Source organism: Streptomyces sp. NPDC021212 (assembly GCF_044332925.1).
Lineage (GTDB): Bacteria > Actinomycetota > Actinomycetes > Streptomycetales > Streptomycetaceae > Streptomyces.
The window spans coordinates 318,457-332,530 of the sequence record NZ_JBIRPZ010000010.1 but is presented as its reverse complement, the minus strand read 5'-3'; the positions used below and the strand labels follow the sequence as shown (position 1 = coordinate 332,530).

Genomic DNA, 14,074 nt, shown 5'->3' with positions numbered 1-14,074 from the left:
GGGCTCAGGCGGCGTCGGCGAGCAGCCGCAGCAGGTGGTCCCGGCCAGGGCCCAGCAGGCCCGGGAGCTCCTGCGCCTGCGGGTACCACCGCTTCTCGTACTCCCAGCACAGCCAGCCGTCCCACCCCTCGCGGCTGAGCAGCTCCACGCACTCGGTCAGCGGCAGCACGCCCGCGCCCAGCGGCAGCGGCGTGGTGTCCTCGGCGGAGGCGATGTCCTTGACCTGGACGTAGCCCAGGTGCGGGGAGAGCGCCGCGTAGCTGGTGGCCGGGTCCTCGCCGCCCAGCCAGGAGTGCATCACGTCCCAGATCGCGCCGACGCTGCCGTGCCCGACCGGCCCCAGGACGCGGGCCGCGTCGGCGCCGGTGCGGTGCGAGTCGTGGGTCTCCAGCAGCAGCCGTACGCCCACATCGGCGGCGATCGGCGCTACGTCCCCCAGGCGGCGTGCGGCCGTGGCGTCGGCCTCGGCGGGGCTCTGGTCGCCGCCGCCCGGGAAGACGCGGGTGTACTTCGCGCCCAGGTCGTGGGCGAGCGCGAGGAGTTCCTTGAGCCCGGTCAGCACCGGCTCGTCGGGGCCCTCCGCCGCGACCCGTACGTACCCGGCGACGGTCAGGATCTCCACCCCGGCGTCCCGGAACTCCCCGGCCACCCGCGCGCGTTCGTCCACCCCGATCCCGGGGTGCACCGGCTCCTCGGGGTGCGCGCGCAGCTCGACCCCGTGATACCCGTTCCCGGCGGCGAGCCGGGCGACATCGGTCATGGGCAGGCCGGGGACGCCGAGGGTCGAGAAGGCGAGCTTCATGGCGGGCTCCGTGGGGTCGTGGGGGCTCAGCAGGGGGCGAGGTCAATCCTGCCGTGCCGAAGACCGGTATCCCGGGACCGCCGACCCCAAACGCTCCCTCACCCCGCCGCCAGGCGCCACAGGGACGTCACCTCCGCCGCGCGGGCCGCGTGCAGCGGGTCGGTGGGGTCGGTGGTGCGGCGGTGGGTGGGGCGGGTGTCCAGGCGGTCGACGACCGTCAGCCCGGCGGTCTCGAAGGCCCCCAGCAGTTCCTCACGGGTCCTCAGGCCCAGGTGTTCGGCGAGGTCGGAGAGGATGAGCCAGCCCTCGCCGTCGGGGGTGAGGGCGTCCGCGAGGCCGTTCAGGAAGCCGTGCAGCATGCGGCTGCCGGGGTCGTACACCGCGTACTCGACCGGTGAGCCGGGGCGCGCCGGGACCCAGGGCGGGTTGCAGACCACCAGCGGGGCGCGGCCCGGGGGGAAGAGGTCCGCCTGTACGACCTCCACCCGTTCGGCGACGCCCAGCCGCGCCACGTTCTCCCGCGCACAGGCCAGCGCCCGCGCGTCCTGGTCCGTGGCCACCACGCGTTCGACGCCGCGCCGCGCGAGCACGGCGGCCAGCACGCCCGTCCCGGTGCCGATGTCGAAGGCGGCCGTGCGGGAGGCGGGCAGCGGGGCCTCGGCCACCAGGTCGACGTATTCGCCGCGCACGGGTGAGAAGACCCCGTAGTACGGATGGATGCGGTCGCCGCCGAGCGCCGGGATCTCGACGCCCTTCTCGCGCCACTCGTGCGCGCCGATCAGTCCGAGCAACTCCCGCAGCGAGATCACCGAGGGGCCCTGCGCGGTGCCGTACACCTGCGTGCACGCGTCCCGCACGTCGGGCGCCCGGCGCAGCGGTACGGCGAGGTCGGCGTCCAGCGGCACCAGCAGCATGCCCAGCAACCGGGCCCGGCGGCCCTGTTCCTGCCGGTGCCGGTGGAACGCCTCGGCCGCGCTCTCCGCCGGCCCGCGCCGCCCCCGGGGGCGCCGCGGCCCGCGGTCGACGCGCCGCGCCAGCGCGGCGAGCAGCTGGCGGGCGCCCTGGTAGTCGCCGCGCCAGAGCAGCGCGGTGCCCTCGCAGACGAGGCGGTACGCGGCGTCGGCCGTCAGCCGGTCGTCCGCGAGCACGACCCGCCGCGGTGGCGGCGCGCCGCTTTCGGAGCGCCACTGGGCGGTTCGGGGATGGCCGTCCTCGGTCCACTCGATGAGGTGCTGCGTACTCAGGGGGTTCACCCTTTGCTCTTGTGCGGTTCGCACCAGTGGTGCGTATGGGAGCCGATCCTTCCGGTACGGCCGCCCCGGCGCGAGCGGTTTTTCAGAACATAGCGCCCGGACCACTCCGGCTTTGCGCGGATTGACAGACGGGTGCCCCTCGCGGGCGGGCGTTTTCTCCCTGGTTCACGAAGACGCGCCGGGTGGCCGGGCGGAAGGCTGTGCGGCGTCAGAACGGCAACGACAACATCACGGGCGGCACCGGGAACGACTACCTCTTCGGCGACAGCCCTGACAACGCCTCACACTCCGGCAACGACACCCTGGTCGGCGGCCCCGGCTACGACGCCGCCAACGGCGGACCCCGGGATCGACATCGGTGAGCCGCCGCACCCGCTGGAGACGGTAGTCCAGGGTCTGCAGGGCACTTCATCCGGCGGTGTCCGACATCCCCGGCAATAGCAGGCGCGCCCTTCGGGCCGGGGTTGTCCCGGCGCCGCGCGGTCGGGTTCACTGGGGGCGGTACGGGTGGACGCATCCGTATACCCGAGCGAGAGGACAACGGGGTGAGCCTCGAATTCAACCGGAGAAGCGAGACGCTGTCCGCGCTCTGTCGGCCGGTCCGTGGTGCTGCCGATGGCGGTCACTGGATGCCGGGGGAGCGAATCGTTGGCGCACGGCTATTCGAGAGTGCGTCGAACGGAATTCGCTGAGGGCCGAGTCATGAAATTCAACATTTCGCCGACCGGGATGCATGAGACGGGCCGGAAGGCCACCAGGCAGGGCGACGACATCGACACGGACGTCCGGATGCTGCTCGACGCCCTCGACGAAGCGGGGCTGGCGAGCGACGCTCCCGTCGCCGGCGCGCTGACCAGGCTCTCGGGAGACGTCCAGCAGAAGACCGGCATCATGTCGTCCCGGGTGACGCGCACGGTGGACGGCGCCGGGGAGGCGACCGGACTATTCGACGACGGGGACCATGAAATGCGGGGGAACGCACATCAGGGAATCGACCGGGCGAACTCCACGGGAAACGGCTGGCTCGGGCCGGGTGGTCGGTGAATGACGGATGCGCTGGTCGATCCCGAGGAAATTCCGACGCTGGACGACGTCCACTTCGGTGATCTGGAGACGGCGGTCAAGAAAATCCGCCATAACGCCTCCGGGCTGGAGCGCCGGGGCGGGGAAATCGATGTGGCGTGGGCCGAGGGTGTCGGTATGCACTACCTCGTGCCCAACGGCATCGTCCTCAGCGAGAAGATAACGCCCGTCAAGCAGCAGGCGAGCAAGGTCGCCGAGGCCGCCCGGACCACCGCCGACGCCCTGCAGGAATACGCCCACGTCGGCGCGCCGGTCAAGAAGTCGCTTCGGCAGCTGAAACGCGACGCCGAGAGCCTCGCCGCCAAGGCGAAGCCACTGGGCGACGGCTGGCGGCACAAGCCGGACCTGGTCGAGGAGAACGACCGCATCGCCTCGGCCGTTCGCGGCAAGGTCGCCGCGTATGACGAGGCCCTCCGGACCGCCGTGGACAAGATCAACGCCACGAATGACGGGCCCGGGACGAATTGGGCCGAGCAGGGACGTCAGACCCTGGGGTACGGCGGTTACGGGACGACGGGGCTCGGCGCCGCCGTGTCGTGGATGGGCTATTACAAATACGGCCGATTCGCGCCCAGAGGAGTGCTGCCGAGCGGCCGCTACGGCTACCTGGCGTGGAAGAACGAGCCGCTCTGGAAGAACACCTACCGGCGCATGTGGAGCAAGAACTGGCAGGCCAAGCCTTATGCGGCCGCGGCCCGCAATAAGTGGGGCACGGTCGGGAAGTGGGGTGGCCGGGCCAGCCTCGGTCTCACCGCCGTCACCTCGGGACTGAGCCAGTGGGGCGCCGACGCGCAGGACAAGAACATGTCCACCGGGAAGCGGGTTGCCCGTACCGCTACCAAATCCCTCGCGACGACCGGCGGAGCCTGGGCAGGAGCGGAGGGAGGCGCCGCGGCCGGTGCGGCGGTCGGTGCCGTGTTCGGCGGTGTCGGCGCGCCGGTGGGCGCGGTGGTCGGTGGTCTTGTCGGTGCTGCGGCAGGTTCCGGTATCGGCAGTGAAGCCGGCGACTGGCTCAACGGAATTATTGGGAAGTGAGGTAATCGTGGGGCGCCAGCGGACCCTGTCGATCTTTTCGCCGAGGTCGCCCGTGGTCGTCATGGGTCTGGTCTTCCTGGGCGGCTACCTGGAATTCGACCATGCGCAATCCTGGGGGGTCCGGGGCCTCCCCGCGACCGTCGTAGGCGGGGTCGGAAGTGTTTACACCGTCTGGTGCTGGCTCGGTCGTACGCTGCAGGCCCGTTCCTGGGCAGTCATCGACCGCGGCCCGAACCTGGCGCTCATCGGCATTCCCACCTTCGCCTTCGCGCTGTTCGGCGGCGGGATTTACTACCTCTTCGGCGTTCCCAAGTGGGTAGTCCTTCCCTTCGGCTTGATCAGCGCTGTGCATGCCCTGGTCCTGTTCGCCGGGTTCTTCAGCCTCCCGAAATGGTGGGGGCCTCGCTGGTTCCGTAGTGGCGAGTACAAGAAGGACTTCAAGGGCGCGCCGCCCCAGGGCGCGCTGACGACCCTGATCGACTCCTACGTCGAGGACGCTCCCGCCGTGCTCAGCCAGGAAGAGGTCCGGCGGGAGTTCGGGCACGTGGCCGAGCCCGTGGTGCAGTGGAAGGGCGGGTGGGTGCGTGATCCGGACACCGACGAGCAGGATCACGCGCTGGCCCGCAAGGGCACCGTCGAGGGCACGCTGGCCTGGTACCCGCAGGGCCTCGGCTTCGCCGCCACCAAGCGCGAGGACTCGCTGCGCGGGAAGGCGACCGTGGTGACGGTTCCCGCGGGGGAGATCACCGGGGTCGAGGTGGTGCCCGCGCGGGCGGGCGCGGACGGCCGCCCGCGCCGGGGGTTCTGGATGCGGTCGCCCTTCCGCCGGCTGGTCGTACGGACCGCGAGCGACGCCCACGTATTCGACGTGGCCAGGGGCAGGGCGCCGCAGGTGGCCGCGTTCATCAAGGAGCAGGCGGGGCAGCTCACGTGACCAGTACCGAACTGCGCCCTTACGAGGAGCGGGAGTTCCGTATCGCGCTGCCGGCGCGCTGGGAGCAGGTCGAGTCGCCGGGGCCGCCGGTCGCCCTGATCGCCGTGGAGCCGGGCGACGGCGCGGCGTTCCGTGCGAACGTCGTCGTCACGGCCGAGGACGTCCCCGACGGGCACCAGTGGCAGCGGATCGTGGCCCAGGCGCTGACGGACCACCTCCAGGACTACTTGCTGCTGGACGAGCAGCCCGCGGGCTCCGGTACGCGGCGGCTCTTCCACCACGTTCTCCCCGAGGCCGGGGCCATCACCGCGGAACAGTGGGCGTGGACGAGCGGGCGGCGCGGCTTCACCGTGACCGCCTCGGCCGCGACCTTCGACTACGACGCGAAGGCGGAGCTGTTCGCCTCGGTCGCGGGCCGCTTCCGGCTCCGGGAGGGGGTCGCGTGACCGGTAGGGCCGGTACGGCCACTGCGTATTTCGACCGTGACAGCGGGCGGCTGCGGCTGTCCCCGGAGCTGTTCGAGGCCTTTTACGACTGGGCGGAGGGCGAGCGGGCCGACGGCGCGGGGCTGCGGGCGCTGGCGGACGCCGGGGTGCTGTCCGACGGGCAGCCGCACCCGGCCGTCGCGCCGCTGGCGGAAGCCATCGCCGACCCCGTGTGCATGGTGTCCGTCCGTGGTGCCGCGGTGGACGGCAGCGGTGTGCACGGCGCCGGCTGGCTGGGCGCCGAGTCCGCGGCACTGCTCCTGGACGCCCCCGAGGTCCCGGACACCCCGGAGCCCCCGGACACCTCGAAGGCGCAAGACACCCCGGACGGCCTGGTGGAATTGGCCTGCCTGGTGCCCGTTTCGGTGCCGGCCGCGGTGGCCCGGGTCGTCGGGCTCGGGCCGCGGCCGGTGCCCGGCGCGGTGCCGGTGCCGCTGCCCGCCGCCGAGGTCGACGGCCTGTTCGGTGCCGCACCCGAGGAGCTGTCCGGTGCCGCGCCGCACGACGGTCCGCCGGCCGGGCTCCGGGTGCTGGCGGCGGTCGGCGCGTCCACCGCGGACGGCGCGCGGTGGTGGGAGGTGGCGACGCGGTGGCCCGATGCGTCGGGCAACACCTGCACGGGCACCCTGCGGGTCCTCGACACCGCCGACGGGCTGTGGGCCGTGACCGGGGCGGACGCCCGGACGGCCACCCTGACGCCGGTCTCGTCGACCGCGGCGTGGCGCCTGCTCCTGCGCAGCTTCCCCAGCTGAGTACTGCTTCCCAGCTGCTCGAGCCCGTACGCCGGAGCCTCTGCTCACCTCCACTCGGAGCCTCTGCTCACACCCGCTCGCCCCGTCCTGTGCGACGGGCTCAACCGTGGGCGATCGGGTGCAGAGACACCCGCGTGATGAGCTGTTCGTACGGCCACGAAGAGTGAGATCGGACCGAGCAGAGCAAGGACCTCACGCGGTGTACCGCCAAACGGGCACGGTGCGCGAAGGGCCTCGGTCAGCGCAGGGCGGTGGCGTTGGCGGGAGAGCCGACGCCGCCGGTGAGGTTGAGGGGCTTGACGGTCAGGAGGCTGGTCCAGTGGTCGGTGGCCCGGCAGTCGGCGGCCAGTGCGGTCAGGTTCCACAGCTCACCCAGGGGCAGGCCGAGTTTGGCGATGAGTTCCTGGTGCATCATGCCGCCGTCCTCGGGGGCGCTGTCGTGGAAGTCGCTGTCCGGGAGCACGGGGAGGGCTTCGACGGCGAAGGTGTCCGTGGCCAGCAGCGCGATGCGGTGGTCCCAGCACCAGGCGGCGAAGTCCCGGGACTGGACGAACCCGGTGGCGCGCCGTTCGGCGCGGACCGCGGCCCGTGCGCCGGGGTCGGTGGTGAGGTACCAGTGGGCCCAGCCGGTGTGGACGAGGACCAGATCGCCCGGTTCGACACGGCAACGCTGTGCCTCAAGTGCCGCATCGAGCAGATCGGGGCCGAGGGCGGGGCCGGTCGCGTGGTCGAGGGGTCGGAAACTGCTCTCACATAAGTGTCCATGAGTGTCTTTTAGATGTCGCGGATGTTGTACGGTCTTGCGTATGAATCTGACGGAATGGGCACGCGCGCAGGGGATCGCCCCGCGTACCGCGTATCGCTGGTTCCGTGAGGGCACATTGCCGGTACCTGCGGAACGCGTGGGACCGCGCACGATCCTGGTGAACATCGATGCGAACACCTCACTTTCCGTGACCGGCGGTGTAGGTCTGTATGCCCGTGTCTCCTCGCTCGATCAGAAGCCGGACCTGGAGCGGCAGACCGCTCGCCTGTCGGCATGGGCGGCAAAGGCTGGGCAGAAGGTTGTGCGGATCGAATCCGAGATCGCCTCGGGCATGAACGGCTGCCGCGCGAAGGCGAAGCGGCTGCTGGCCGACCCGGCGGTGACCACGGTTGTGGTCGAGCGCAAAGACCGCCTCGGACGGATGAATGTGGAGCTGATCGAGGCCGCCCTGTCCGCGACTGGTCGCCGACTCGTCGTCCTCGATGACGGCGAAGTTGAAGACGACCTGGCCCGGGACATGGTGGAGGTGCTGACGTCGTTCTGCGCCCGCCTGTACGGCCGCCGGTCGGCGAAGAACCGGGCGAGGAAGGCTCTCGAAGCGGCGGCTGCCGATGAGTGAGCCGAAGAAGAAGCAGCTCCGCACCATCGACGCGCCGTTCGTCGTGCTCGGGCCGTCCGGGGTGGCGATACGCGACCGCCTCAAGCACCTCACCGACGTGGACGACAAGGTGTTGCGGCTGGTCGGTGAACACCTCGGACGCCTTGCCTCGCTGGACATCAAGAACCGCTGCGCTGACGGCCTGGACCACAGCAGCGACACGTGGGCCGCCCGGAAGCAGGGCCTGACGGCCGATTCCTCATCCCGGTGGGCCGGTTCGATCACGAAGGCCACTCACGATCAGTGGGCGCTTTCCCGCCGCTGCCAGCTCGCCCACATCCAAGGGCTTGAGGCTGGTGTGCGGACGCTGATGCACCGCCTCTCCCAGCCGATCGGGGAGAAGGGCACCAAACGGGCACCCGGCGGATACCGCAGTCGGGGCGAGTGGTTCCACAAGTCGCGCCGTCTGGCGGCCCTGGAACACCGCCTGGACGTGGCCCGCGCTGAGCGTGAGACCGGTGTCGTGCACGTCGTGCGTGGCGGCCGGCGCCTCCTCAACAACCGTCACAACCTCGAAGCCGCGCAGCTCACTGCCGAGCAGTGGCGTGAGCGGTGGGAAGCCGAACGGTGGTTCCTCGCCGCCGACGGCGAGTCCGGCAAACGCTTCGGCAACGAGACCATCCGCGTCACACCGGATGGCGAGGTCAGCATCAAGCTGCCTGCCCCGCTCGCCCACTTGGCCAACAGCAAGCACGGTCGGTACGTCCTCGCCACCCGCGTGCGGTTCCAGCACAGGGGAGCCGAGTGGCGCGACCGGATCGAGGACAACCGGGCCGTGGCCTACCGCATCCACCTGGACATGGAGCGGGGCCGCTGGTACCTGACAGCGTCATGGACACGGCCCGTTGTCCAGGCGATCCCGCTTCAGACGGCGCGGTGTGAGGGCATGGTCGGCGTGGACACCAACGCCGACCACTTCGCCGCCTACCGGCTCGACCGGCACGGCAACCCGGTCGGCGACCCCAAGCGATTCTTCTACGACCTGTCCGGCCGCGCAGACCACCGTGACGCCCAGGTCCGGCATGCCATCAGCCAGTTGCTGCACTGGGCAGACCGGTGCGGCGTCAAAGCCATCGGCCTGGAGAACCTGGACTTCGCCACCGAGAAGACCCGCGAGAAGCACGGCAGACGTAAGCGCTTCAGGCAGATCATCTCCGGCATCCCCACCGGCAAGCTCAAGGCCCGGCTCGTGTCCATGGCGTCCGAACACGGCCTGTCGATCGTTGCCGTGGACCCTGCGTACACATCGATGTGGGGCGATCAGCACTGGAAGAAGCCCCTCACCTCGAGGAAACGAAAAATGTCCCGTCACGATGCCGCTGGCATCGCGATCGGGCGACGCGCCCTCGGGCACCCGATCCGGCGACGGACGGCACCGCCCCCGCAGTACCAGAGCGATGCTGCGGGGCATCGGACCGCCCAGGCCAGACCAGGCGCACGAGGGCGTGAGGAAACCCGCCCACCCGTCACGGAGCGTGCACACGATGCACGGCAGCCGGACGGGGACACAGCGAACGCGGGGGACCAGCGCATCCAACACCGTTCGGGACGCGCGCAGTTCCGGGAGCTGGCAGCAAATGTCACTCCTGCACACTGTTTAGGAACGGTGTGCCACGGTCGCGGAGCAGGCCGTCGATGTCGATGAGCAGTGCGCGGCCGGCCAGCGGGGTCTCGGCCCACAGCTGCACGCCCAGGCGGGGGCTGCGGGGCGCGATCTCGTGGTCGGGTACGGCGTTGTAGAAGCCGTGTCCGGAGGCGCGGCGGTGGCGCAGGCCGTCGATCTGGGTGGTGGCCTGGAGGAAGAATTCGTCCAGGACGTCGTCGCGCGCCTGGTCGTGCTTGGCGGTGATGCGGTGGTGGGGGATGCCGCGGGCCCGGGACATGGGCGGGTCGAAGGCGTCGAGGGCGTAGTCGAGGTTGAAGGCCCGGCCGTCGCGGACCTCGTGGGCCGCCTGCCGGATCTGCTCGGGGCCCGCGAAGTTGGCCATGCCGCGTTCGGGCTGGTCGGGGAAGAGGTGCCAGCTGGAGCCGGGCGGGGCGTCGGTGCGGTGCAGCAGCTGGCGGTAGGTGAGGGTGGGGTGGGGCACGGCGGCACTTTCTGTTTCAGGGGCAGCCTGTTTCAGGGGCAGCGCGCGGCGATGGCGTCGGCTGCCCGGCGTACTTCGGTGATGACGCGTGGGTGGTCGGCGGCGGGCAGGTCGCCGCTGGGACCGGCGACGCTGAGCGCGCCGAGGACCTGGTCGCCGCGGTGGATGGCGGCGCTGACGGCGGTGACGTCCAGGACGCGTTCGCTCAGGGAGACGGCGTGGTCTTCGTCCTTGGTGCGCTGGAGCTCGCCGCGCAGGTCATCGGCGCCGACCCGTTCCCCGGAGATCCGGGTGAACGGGGTGACGCTGTCGATGTAGGCATCGCGTTCGTCCTCGGGCATCCAGGCGGCCAGGGATTTCCCGGCGCCCGGGTGCAGGGGGAGCTTCTCGCCGATCGGCAGTTGGTAACGGAGGGGGTTCTGGCCCTCGACGCGGGCGATCAGCACACGGGCGAGGCCGACACGTACGTACAAGGGGTGGAACAAACCCGGTCCCGCACCGCGGACGGCGGCGCGGTGGTGGCCATCGAGAAGGCCACGAAGGAGCCGGTGATCACGAACGTCGGCCCGCTCGGCAGGAAGGTGAGCTCGCCGGTGCGCCGTGACAGCCGGGATGGCCCGAATGGGCCTTGAGCACCACCGGGCAACCGGCCGCCGGCGCGGAGGCGGTGTCGCCGCCCGCGACGCCGAAGGCGAACGCGAAGTTGCTCGCCGCGAACACCACCACGGCCCCATCGGCAAGAGCAGGCGTCTGAGGCCAGGGCGGGTGGCCCACATCGGCCGACTCGGGATCCCCGTGGCCGATACGGACGTCGAGGTAGTCGCCTTCGTCCACTTCCTCGGCCCGCGTCCCGCGATCGGCCCGCGTCCCGCGATCGGTCCGCGACCAGGCGCCGGGTCGCGCGCTAGGCGCCGGAACGCACGCTCAGGTGCCGGATCAGCTGCGCGATGCCGAATTCCCAGCGTGGCAGCTCCTCGGCGACCCCGACGGTGTTCACGAGCGTGCCGAGCCGGGCGCTGCTGATGCGCACGACGTCCCCGGGCTTGTGGGTGAAGCCCTGGCCGGGCTCGTCGCGGTCGGCCGTCGGGGCGAACAGCGTGCCCGTGTAGAGGGCGAATCCGTCCGGGTACTGGTGGTGGTCGCCGTACGTCGCGCCGATCAGCTCCTCGAAGCCGCGGCTGATGCGCGCCAGGCTGTTGCGGCCCTCCAGCTCGTAGCCCTCGGGCCCCGACACCTGGAGGGTGATCTCCTCCTCGCGGACGGTGTCGAGTGTGAAGGCCCCGTCGAAGAGACGGATGAAGGGGCCGATGGCGCTGGAGGCGTTGTTGTCCTTCGCCTTGCCCAGCAGGAGAGCGGAGCGCCCCTCGATGTCGCGCAGGTTCACGTCGTTGCCGAGCGTCGCGCCGACCGCCTCGCCGCGGGAGGTGACGACGAGGACCAGCTCGGGCTCCGGGTTGTTCCAGCTGGATGCGCGGGGCACGCCGATCTCGGCGCCCAGGCCGACGGAGGAGAGCACAGGCGCCTTGGTGAAGACCTCGGGGTCGGGGCCGATGCCGACCTCGAGGTACGGCGACCACAGCCCCTGTTCCCGCAGCACGCCCTTGACGCGCATCGCCGCCTCCGAGCCGGGCCGCACGTCGGCGAGGCTGCCGCCGATCGCCTCGGTGATGCGCCCGCGGGTCTCGGCGGCGCGGGCGGGGTCGCCGCCGACACGCTCCTCGATGACGCGCTCGATCATGCTGTCCACGAACGTGACGCCACACGCCTTGATCACCTGGAGGTCGACCGGCGCCAGGAAGTGAGGGCGGGAGCGGTCGCGGGCGAGCGAGGCCGCCACCACCTCGGCCGTCCGCCAGGAGGGGGTGCCGGCGACGGCCCGCCGGACGACCTCGACGCGGTCGTCGCGCTCCAGGAGCTCCGAGACCGTGCCGGTCTCCGCCGACAGGGCGTGGACACCCCGGCGGTCCACGGCCACCACGCACGGTCCGCGCCGGGCCGGATCCCAGAGGCGCCCCAGCAAGACGGCGGCGTCGTCCTCCGGCAGGATCGACTCGCTGTTCATCCTCACGGCTCCCTCGTTTCGTCGCGAGCTGCTTCGCCGCCCTGGCTCGCGGGCGGCGCCGTCATGATCGGCATCACCCTGGAGCGTGCCGAGTATGCAAACCGTCTCGGGAACGAGGGGTCTTCGAACAGACGTCGACGGCTCGTCGGTCAATCTGGCGCGTGTCGAAACCGGGTCGGACGCCGCGGGTTACGCCGATCAGGCCGGGGTCCAGCCGCTGCGGAGGACGTCGCGGAGGGCGTGACGACTGTCTCAGGCTACCCCCGCCGGTAGACCGAGGGCGGCACGCCTGCCTGCCGATCGCCCGCCTGGGCACCCGTCGCGACTACCGAGGCCGCGGTCTCACCACCGCCCTGCTGGCTCAAACCTGCGTGCAAGCGCCGCGGACGGTCTGACGCACCTCGGTCTCGAGGTGGACGCGGACAATCCCAGACGTTCTACTCGTGCAGTGATGTGATCTTCCCCGGCGGATGAGCCTTGAGGGGCAGCCGCCAGTCCTGTGCCGTGAGGGGGCCCGCGCCGTACCCCGGGTGCGGCGCCTCGGCGATCAGTTCGAACCCCGCCCGCTGGTAGATCCGGCGGGCGGTGGCCTGGACGTCGGTGGTCCACAGCACCAACTCGCGGTAGCCCGCCGCGCGGGCGAAGTCCACGCACGCCGCCACCAGCCGCTCGCCGAGCCGCAGGCCCCGCGCGTCCGGTTCGACGAACAGCAGTCGTAGCCGGGCCGTCGCGGGCGCCTCGTCCCGTACGCACATCACCGACCCGACGGGGCGGCCGTCGCGCTCGGCGATCCAAGTGCGTTCGTACGCCGGGTCGTGGCGGGTGCCGAAGTCGCCGACGATACGGGCCACCAGGGCCTCGAACTCGGTGTTCCAGCCGTACTCCCGGGTGTACTCGACGCCGTGCCGGTGGACGATCCACCCCAGGTCGCCGGGGGCGGGGGTGCGCAGGCGTACCGGGCGTTCCTCGGGTCCCATGACGGCCGCCTCAGTGCCGCGGCGGGGCCGTCGAGGCCCGTGCCATCAGTTCGGCGCGCACCATGGCCACCCCGCCCGGCGGCTGTGGTTCGCGGCCCAGGGCGAGGCGCCCGGCGCGTACCCCGGCGTCGTGCAGCGGCAGCCGGACCGTGGTCAGGGCGGGCACGGCGTCGGCGCTGAAGGGGAGGTCGTCGAAGCCCGCCACCGATACGTCGTCGGGGATCCGCAGGCCCTGGTCGCGCAGGGCCGCGCAGACGCCGAGCGCGATGGTGTCGTTGGCGGCCACGACGGCCGTCAAGTCGGCGTTGCGGCGGAGGAGTTCGAGGGTGGCGTCGTAGCCGGAGGCGCGGTCGTAGAGGCCGTGGACGGTCAGCCGCTCCGCGTCCGCGTCGAGCCCCGCCGCGGCCAGGGCCTCGCGGTGGCCCTCCAGGCGGTGGCGGGTAGTGGTGCGCTCGGCGGGGCCCGCGACGTAGCCGATGCGGCGGTGGCCCAGGGTCAGCAGGTGTTCGGTGAGCCGCCGGGCGCCGCCGCGGTTGTCGAAGGTGAGGGTGATCGCGTCCTCGATCGGGGGGCGCCCGCACAGCACCACCCGGGTGCCGGAGGCGGCGAGCCGGGACGCCTTGGCGGCGACCGCGGCGGCGTGGTCGGGGTGCTCGACCGCACCGCCGGTGAGGACGACGGCGGCGGCGCGCTGCCGCTGGAGCAGGGTGAGGTAGTTCAGCTCGCGCTCGGGCGAGCCGCCCGTATTGCAGATGACGGCCAGCTTCTCGGCGCCGGAGACACCGGAGCCGCCGTTGCCGCCCGGGGCGCCCATCTCGGACTGCACGGCGCCCGCGATGATGCCGAAGAAGGGGTCCGCGATGTCGTTGACCAGCACCCCGACCAGATCGGACGTGGCGGCGGCGAGAGCGCTTGCCGGACCGTTGACCACGTACTCCAGATCCTCGACGGCACGCAGCACCCGGGCCCGGGTCGATTCGGCAACCGGATAGTTGCCGCTCAGGACGCGCGACACGGTGGCCGCCGAGACCCGAGCCCGTGCGGCCACGTCGGCCAGGGTCACTGCCATGTTTCCTCCGTTGGATGGTCACCCGGGTCGCCAGGGGGTGTCTTGCCGATCATGCCGGGCTCCCGACGCCTGGCACGGCACCGCGTGCGCCGGTGGGGCCGGGTCCATGGT

At 71.7% G+C, this 14,074-nt stretch carries 15 protein-coding genes and 2 pseudogenes; 8 read left to right on the top strand and 9 right to left on the bottom strand.

The features are described from left to right. Window positions 1-4: 4 nt before the first annotated feature. Together ACH4SI_RS27400 and ACH4SI_RS27395 are read right to left on the bottom strand one after the other, a co-directional pair. Window positions 5-802 carry a sugar phosphate isomerase/epimerase family protein gene (locus ACH4SI_RS27400; RefSeq protein WP_398300045.1) on the bottom strand — a complete coding sequence of 266 codons (798 nt, stop codon included), beginning with the start codon at window positions 800-802 and terminating at the stop codon, window positions 5-7. Window positions 803-900: 98 nt separating this feature from the next. After that, window positions 901-2,046: a methyltransferase gene (locus ACH4SI_RS27395; protein ID WP_398300265.1), complete on the bottom strand. Its 1,146-nt coding sequence runs from the start codon at window positions 2,044-2,046 to the stop codon at window positions 901-903. Window positions 2,047-2,255: 209 nt separating this feature from the next. Between ACH4SI_RS27395 and ACH4SI_RS27390 the strand changes: the two genes are divergently transcribed. From ACH4SI_RS27390 to ACH4SI_RS27365, 6 genes are all read left to right on the top strand, one after another. Then, window positions 2,256-2,417, top strand: coding sequence for a hypothetical protein (locus ACH4SI_RS27390; protein ID WP_398300043.1), 162 nt, complete (start codon window positions 2,256-2,258; stop codon window positions 2,415-2,417). Between the two features lie 340 nt (window positions 2,418-2,757). Further along, on the top strand, window positions 2,758-3,099 hold the full coding sequence (locus tag ACH4SI_RS27385) for a DUF6507 family protein (RefSeq protein ID WP_398300041.1): 342 nt from the start codon (window positions 2,758-2,760) through the stop codon (window positions 3,097-3,099). After that, window positions 3,100-4,173, top strand: a complete 1,074-nt coding sequence (locus tag ACH4SI_RS27380) for a hypothetical protein (RefSeq protein ID WP_398300039.1) — start codon at window positions 3,100-3,102, stop codon at window positions 4,171-4,173. A gap of 7 nt (window positions 4,174-4,180) precedes the next feature. Next, window positions 4,181-5,107: a hypothetical protein gene (locus tag ACH4SI_RS27375; RefSeq protein ID WP_398300038.1), complete on the top strand. Its 927-nt coding sequence runs from the start codon at window positions 4,181-4,183 to the stop codon at window positions 5,105-5,107. Next, window positions 5,104-5,553: a hypothetical protein gene (locus ACH4SI_RS27370; protein WP_398300036.1), complete on the top strand. Its 450-nt coding sequence runs from the start codon at window positions 5,104-5,106 to the stop codon at window positions 5,551-5,553. The genes ACH4SI_RS27375 and ACH4SI_RS27370 overlap by 4 nt, the downstream gene beginning before the upstream one ends. Continuing rightward, window positions 5,550-6,344, top strand: a complete 795-nt coding sequence (locus ACH4SI_RS27365; protein WP_398300034.1) for a hypothetical protein — start codon at window positions 5,550-5,552, stop codon at window positions 6,342-6,344. The genes ACH4SI_RS27370 and ACH4SI_RS27365 overlap by 4 nt, the downstream gene beginning before the upstream one ends. A 238-nt stretch (window positions 6,345-6,582) precedes the next feature. Here the strand turns inward: ACH4SI_RS27365 and ACH4SI_RS27360 are convergent, their stop codons facing one another. Beyond that, window positions 6,583-7,275, bottom strand: coding sequence for a cyclase family protein (locus ACH4SI_RS27360; RefSeq protein WP_398300032.1), 693 nt, complete (start codon window positions 7,273-7,275; stop codon window positions 6,583-6,585). Here ACH4SI_RS27360 and ACH4SI_RS27355 point away from each other — a divergent pair. Both ACH4SI_RS27355 and ACH4SI_RS27350 read left to right on the top strand, forming a co-directional pair. Then, window positions 7,157-7,729 (top strand): IS607 family transposase, encoded by a 573-nt coding sequence (locus ACH4SI_RS27355; RefSeq protein ID WP_398300263.1) that lies wholly within the window; start codon window positions 7,157-7,159, stop codon window positions 7,727-7,729. The two genes, ACH4SI_RS27360 and ACH4SI_RS27355, sit on opposite strands and share 119 nt — an antisense overlap. Beyond that, window positions 7,722-9,369 (top strand): annotated as a pseudogene (locus tag ACH4SI_RS27350) (IS200/IS605 family accessory protein TnpB-related protein). The gene ACH4SI_RS27355 and the pseudogene ACH4SI_RS27350 overlap by 8 nt, the downstream one beginning before the upstream one ends. On the opposite strand, the gene ACH4SI_RS27345 reads toward ACH4SI_RS27350, so the two are convergent. From ACH4SI_RS27345 to ACH4SI_RS27320, 6 genes and pseudogenes are all read right to left on the bottom strand, one after another. After that, on the bottom strand, window positions 9,349-9,855 hold the full coding sequence (locus ACH4SI_RS27345) for a hypothetical protein (protein WP_398300030.1): 507 nt from the start codon (window positions 9,853-9,855) through the stop codon (window positions 9,349-9,351). The pseudogene ACH4SI_RS27350 and the gene ACH4SI_RS27345 sit on opposite strands and share 21 nt — an antisense overlap. A gap of 32 nt (window positions 9,856-9,887) precedes the next feature. Beyond that, a complete protein-coding gene (locus ACH4SI_RS27340) occupies window positions 9,888-10,328 on the bottom strand; it encodes an IclR family transcriptional regulator C-terminal domain-containing protein (protein ID WP_398300028.1) in 441 nt (146 codons plus the stop codon). Between the two features lie 79 nt (window positions 10,329-10,407). Further along, the gene (locus ACH4SI_RS27335) at window positions 10,408-10,689 is read right to left on the bottom strand and encodes a hypothetical protein (RefSeq protein ID WP_398300026.1); all 282 of its coding nucleotides are present in this window, start codon (window positions 10,687-10,689) and stop codon (window positions 10,408-10,410) included. A 70-nt stretch (window positions 10,690-10,759) separates the two neighbouring features. Then, window positions 10,760-11,917 (bottom strand): fumarylacetoacetate hydrolase family protein, encoded by a 1,158-nt coding sequence (locus ACH4SI_RS27330; RefSeq protein WP_398300024.1) that lies wholly within the window; start codon window positions 11,915-11,917, stop codon window positions 10,760-10,762. Between the two features lie 437 nt (window positions 11,918-12,354). After that, window positions 12,355-12,873, bottom strand: a pseudogene (locus tag ACH4SI_RS27325) (GNAT family N-acetyltransferase); the annotation flags it as partial. A 31-nt stretch (window positions 12,874-12,904) separates the two neighbouring features. After that, entirely contained in the window at window positions 12,905-13,963 is a 1,059-nt protein-coding gene (locus ACH4SI_RS27320; RefSeq protein WP_398300023.1) for a LacI family DNA-binding transcriptional regulator, read from the bottom strand. Between the last annotated feature and the right edge of the window lie 111 nt (window positions 13,964-14,074).

Bases quoted from the DNA above. Each gene is read 5' to 3' on its own strand.
- ACH4SI_RS27330 (WP_398300024.1), bottom strand. From the start codon at position 11,917: ATGAACAGCGAGTCGATCCTGCCGGAGGACGACGCCGCCGTCTTGCTG.
- ACH4SI_RS27380 (WP_398300039.1), top strand. From the start codon at position 3,100: ATGACGGATGCGCTGGTCGATCCCGAGGAAATTCCGACGCTGGACGAC.
- ACH4SI_RS27320 (WP_398300023.1), bottom strand. From the start codon at position 13,963: ATGGCAGTGACCCTGGCCGACGTGGCCGCACGGGCTCGGGTCTCGGCG.
- ACH4SI_RS27360 (WP_398300032.1), bottom strand. From the start codon at position 7,275: ATGTTCACCAGGATCGTGCGCGGTCCCACGCGTTCCGCAGGTACCGGC.
- ACH4SI_RS27400 (WP_398300045.1), bottom strand. From the start codon at position 802: ATGAAGCTCGCCTTCTCGACCCTCGGCGTCCCCGGCCTGCCCATGACC.
- ACH4SI_RS27385 (WP_398300041.1), top strand. From the start codon at position 2,758: ATGAAATTCAACATTTCGCCGACCGGGATGCATGAGACGGGCCGGAAG.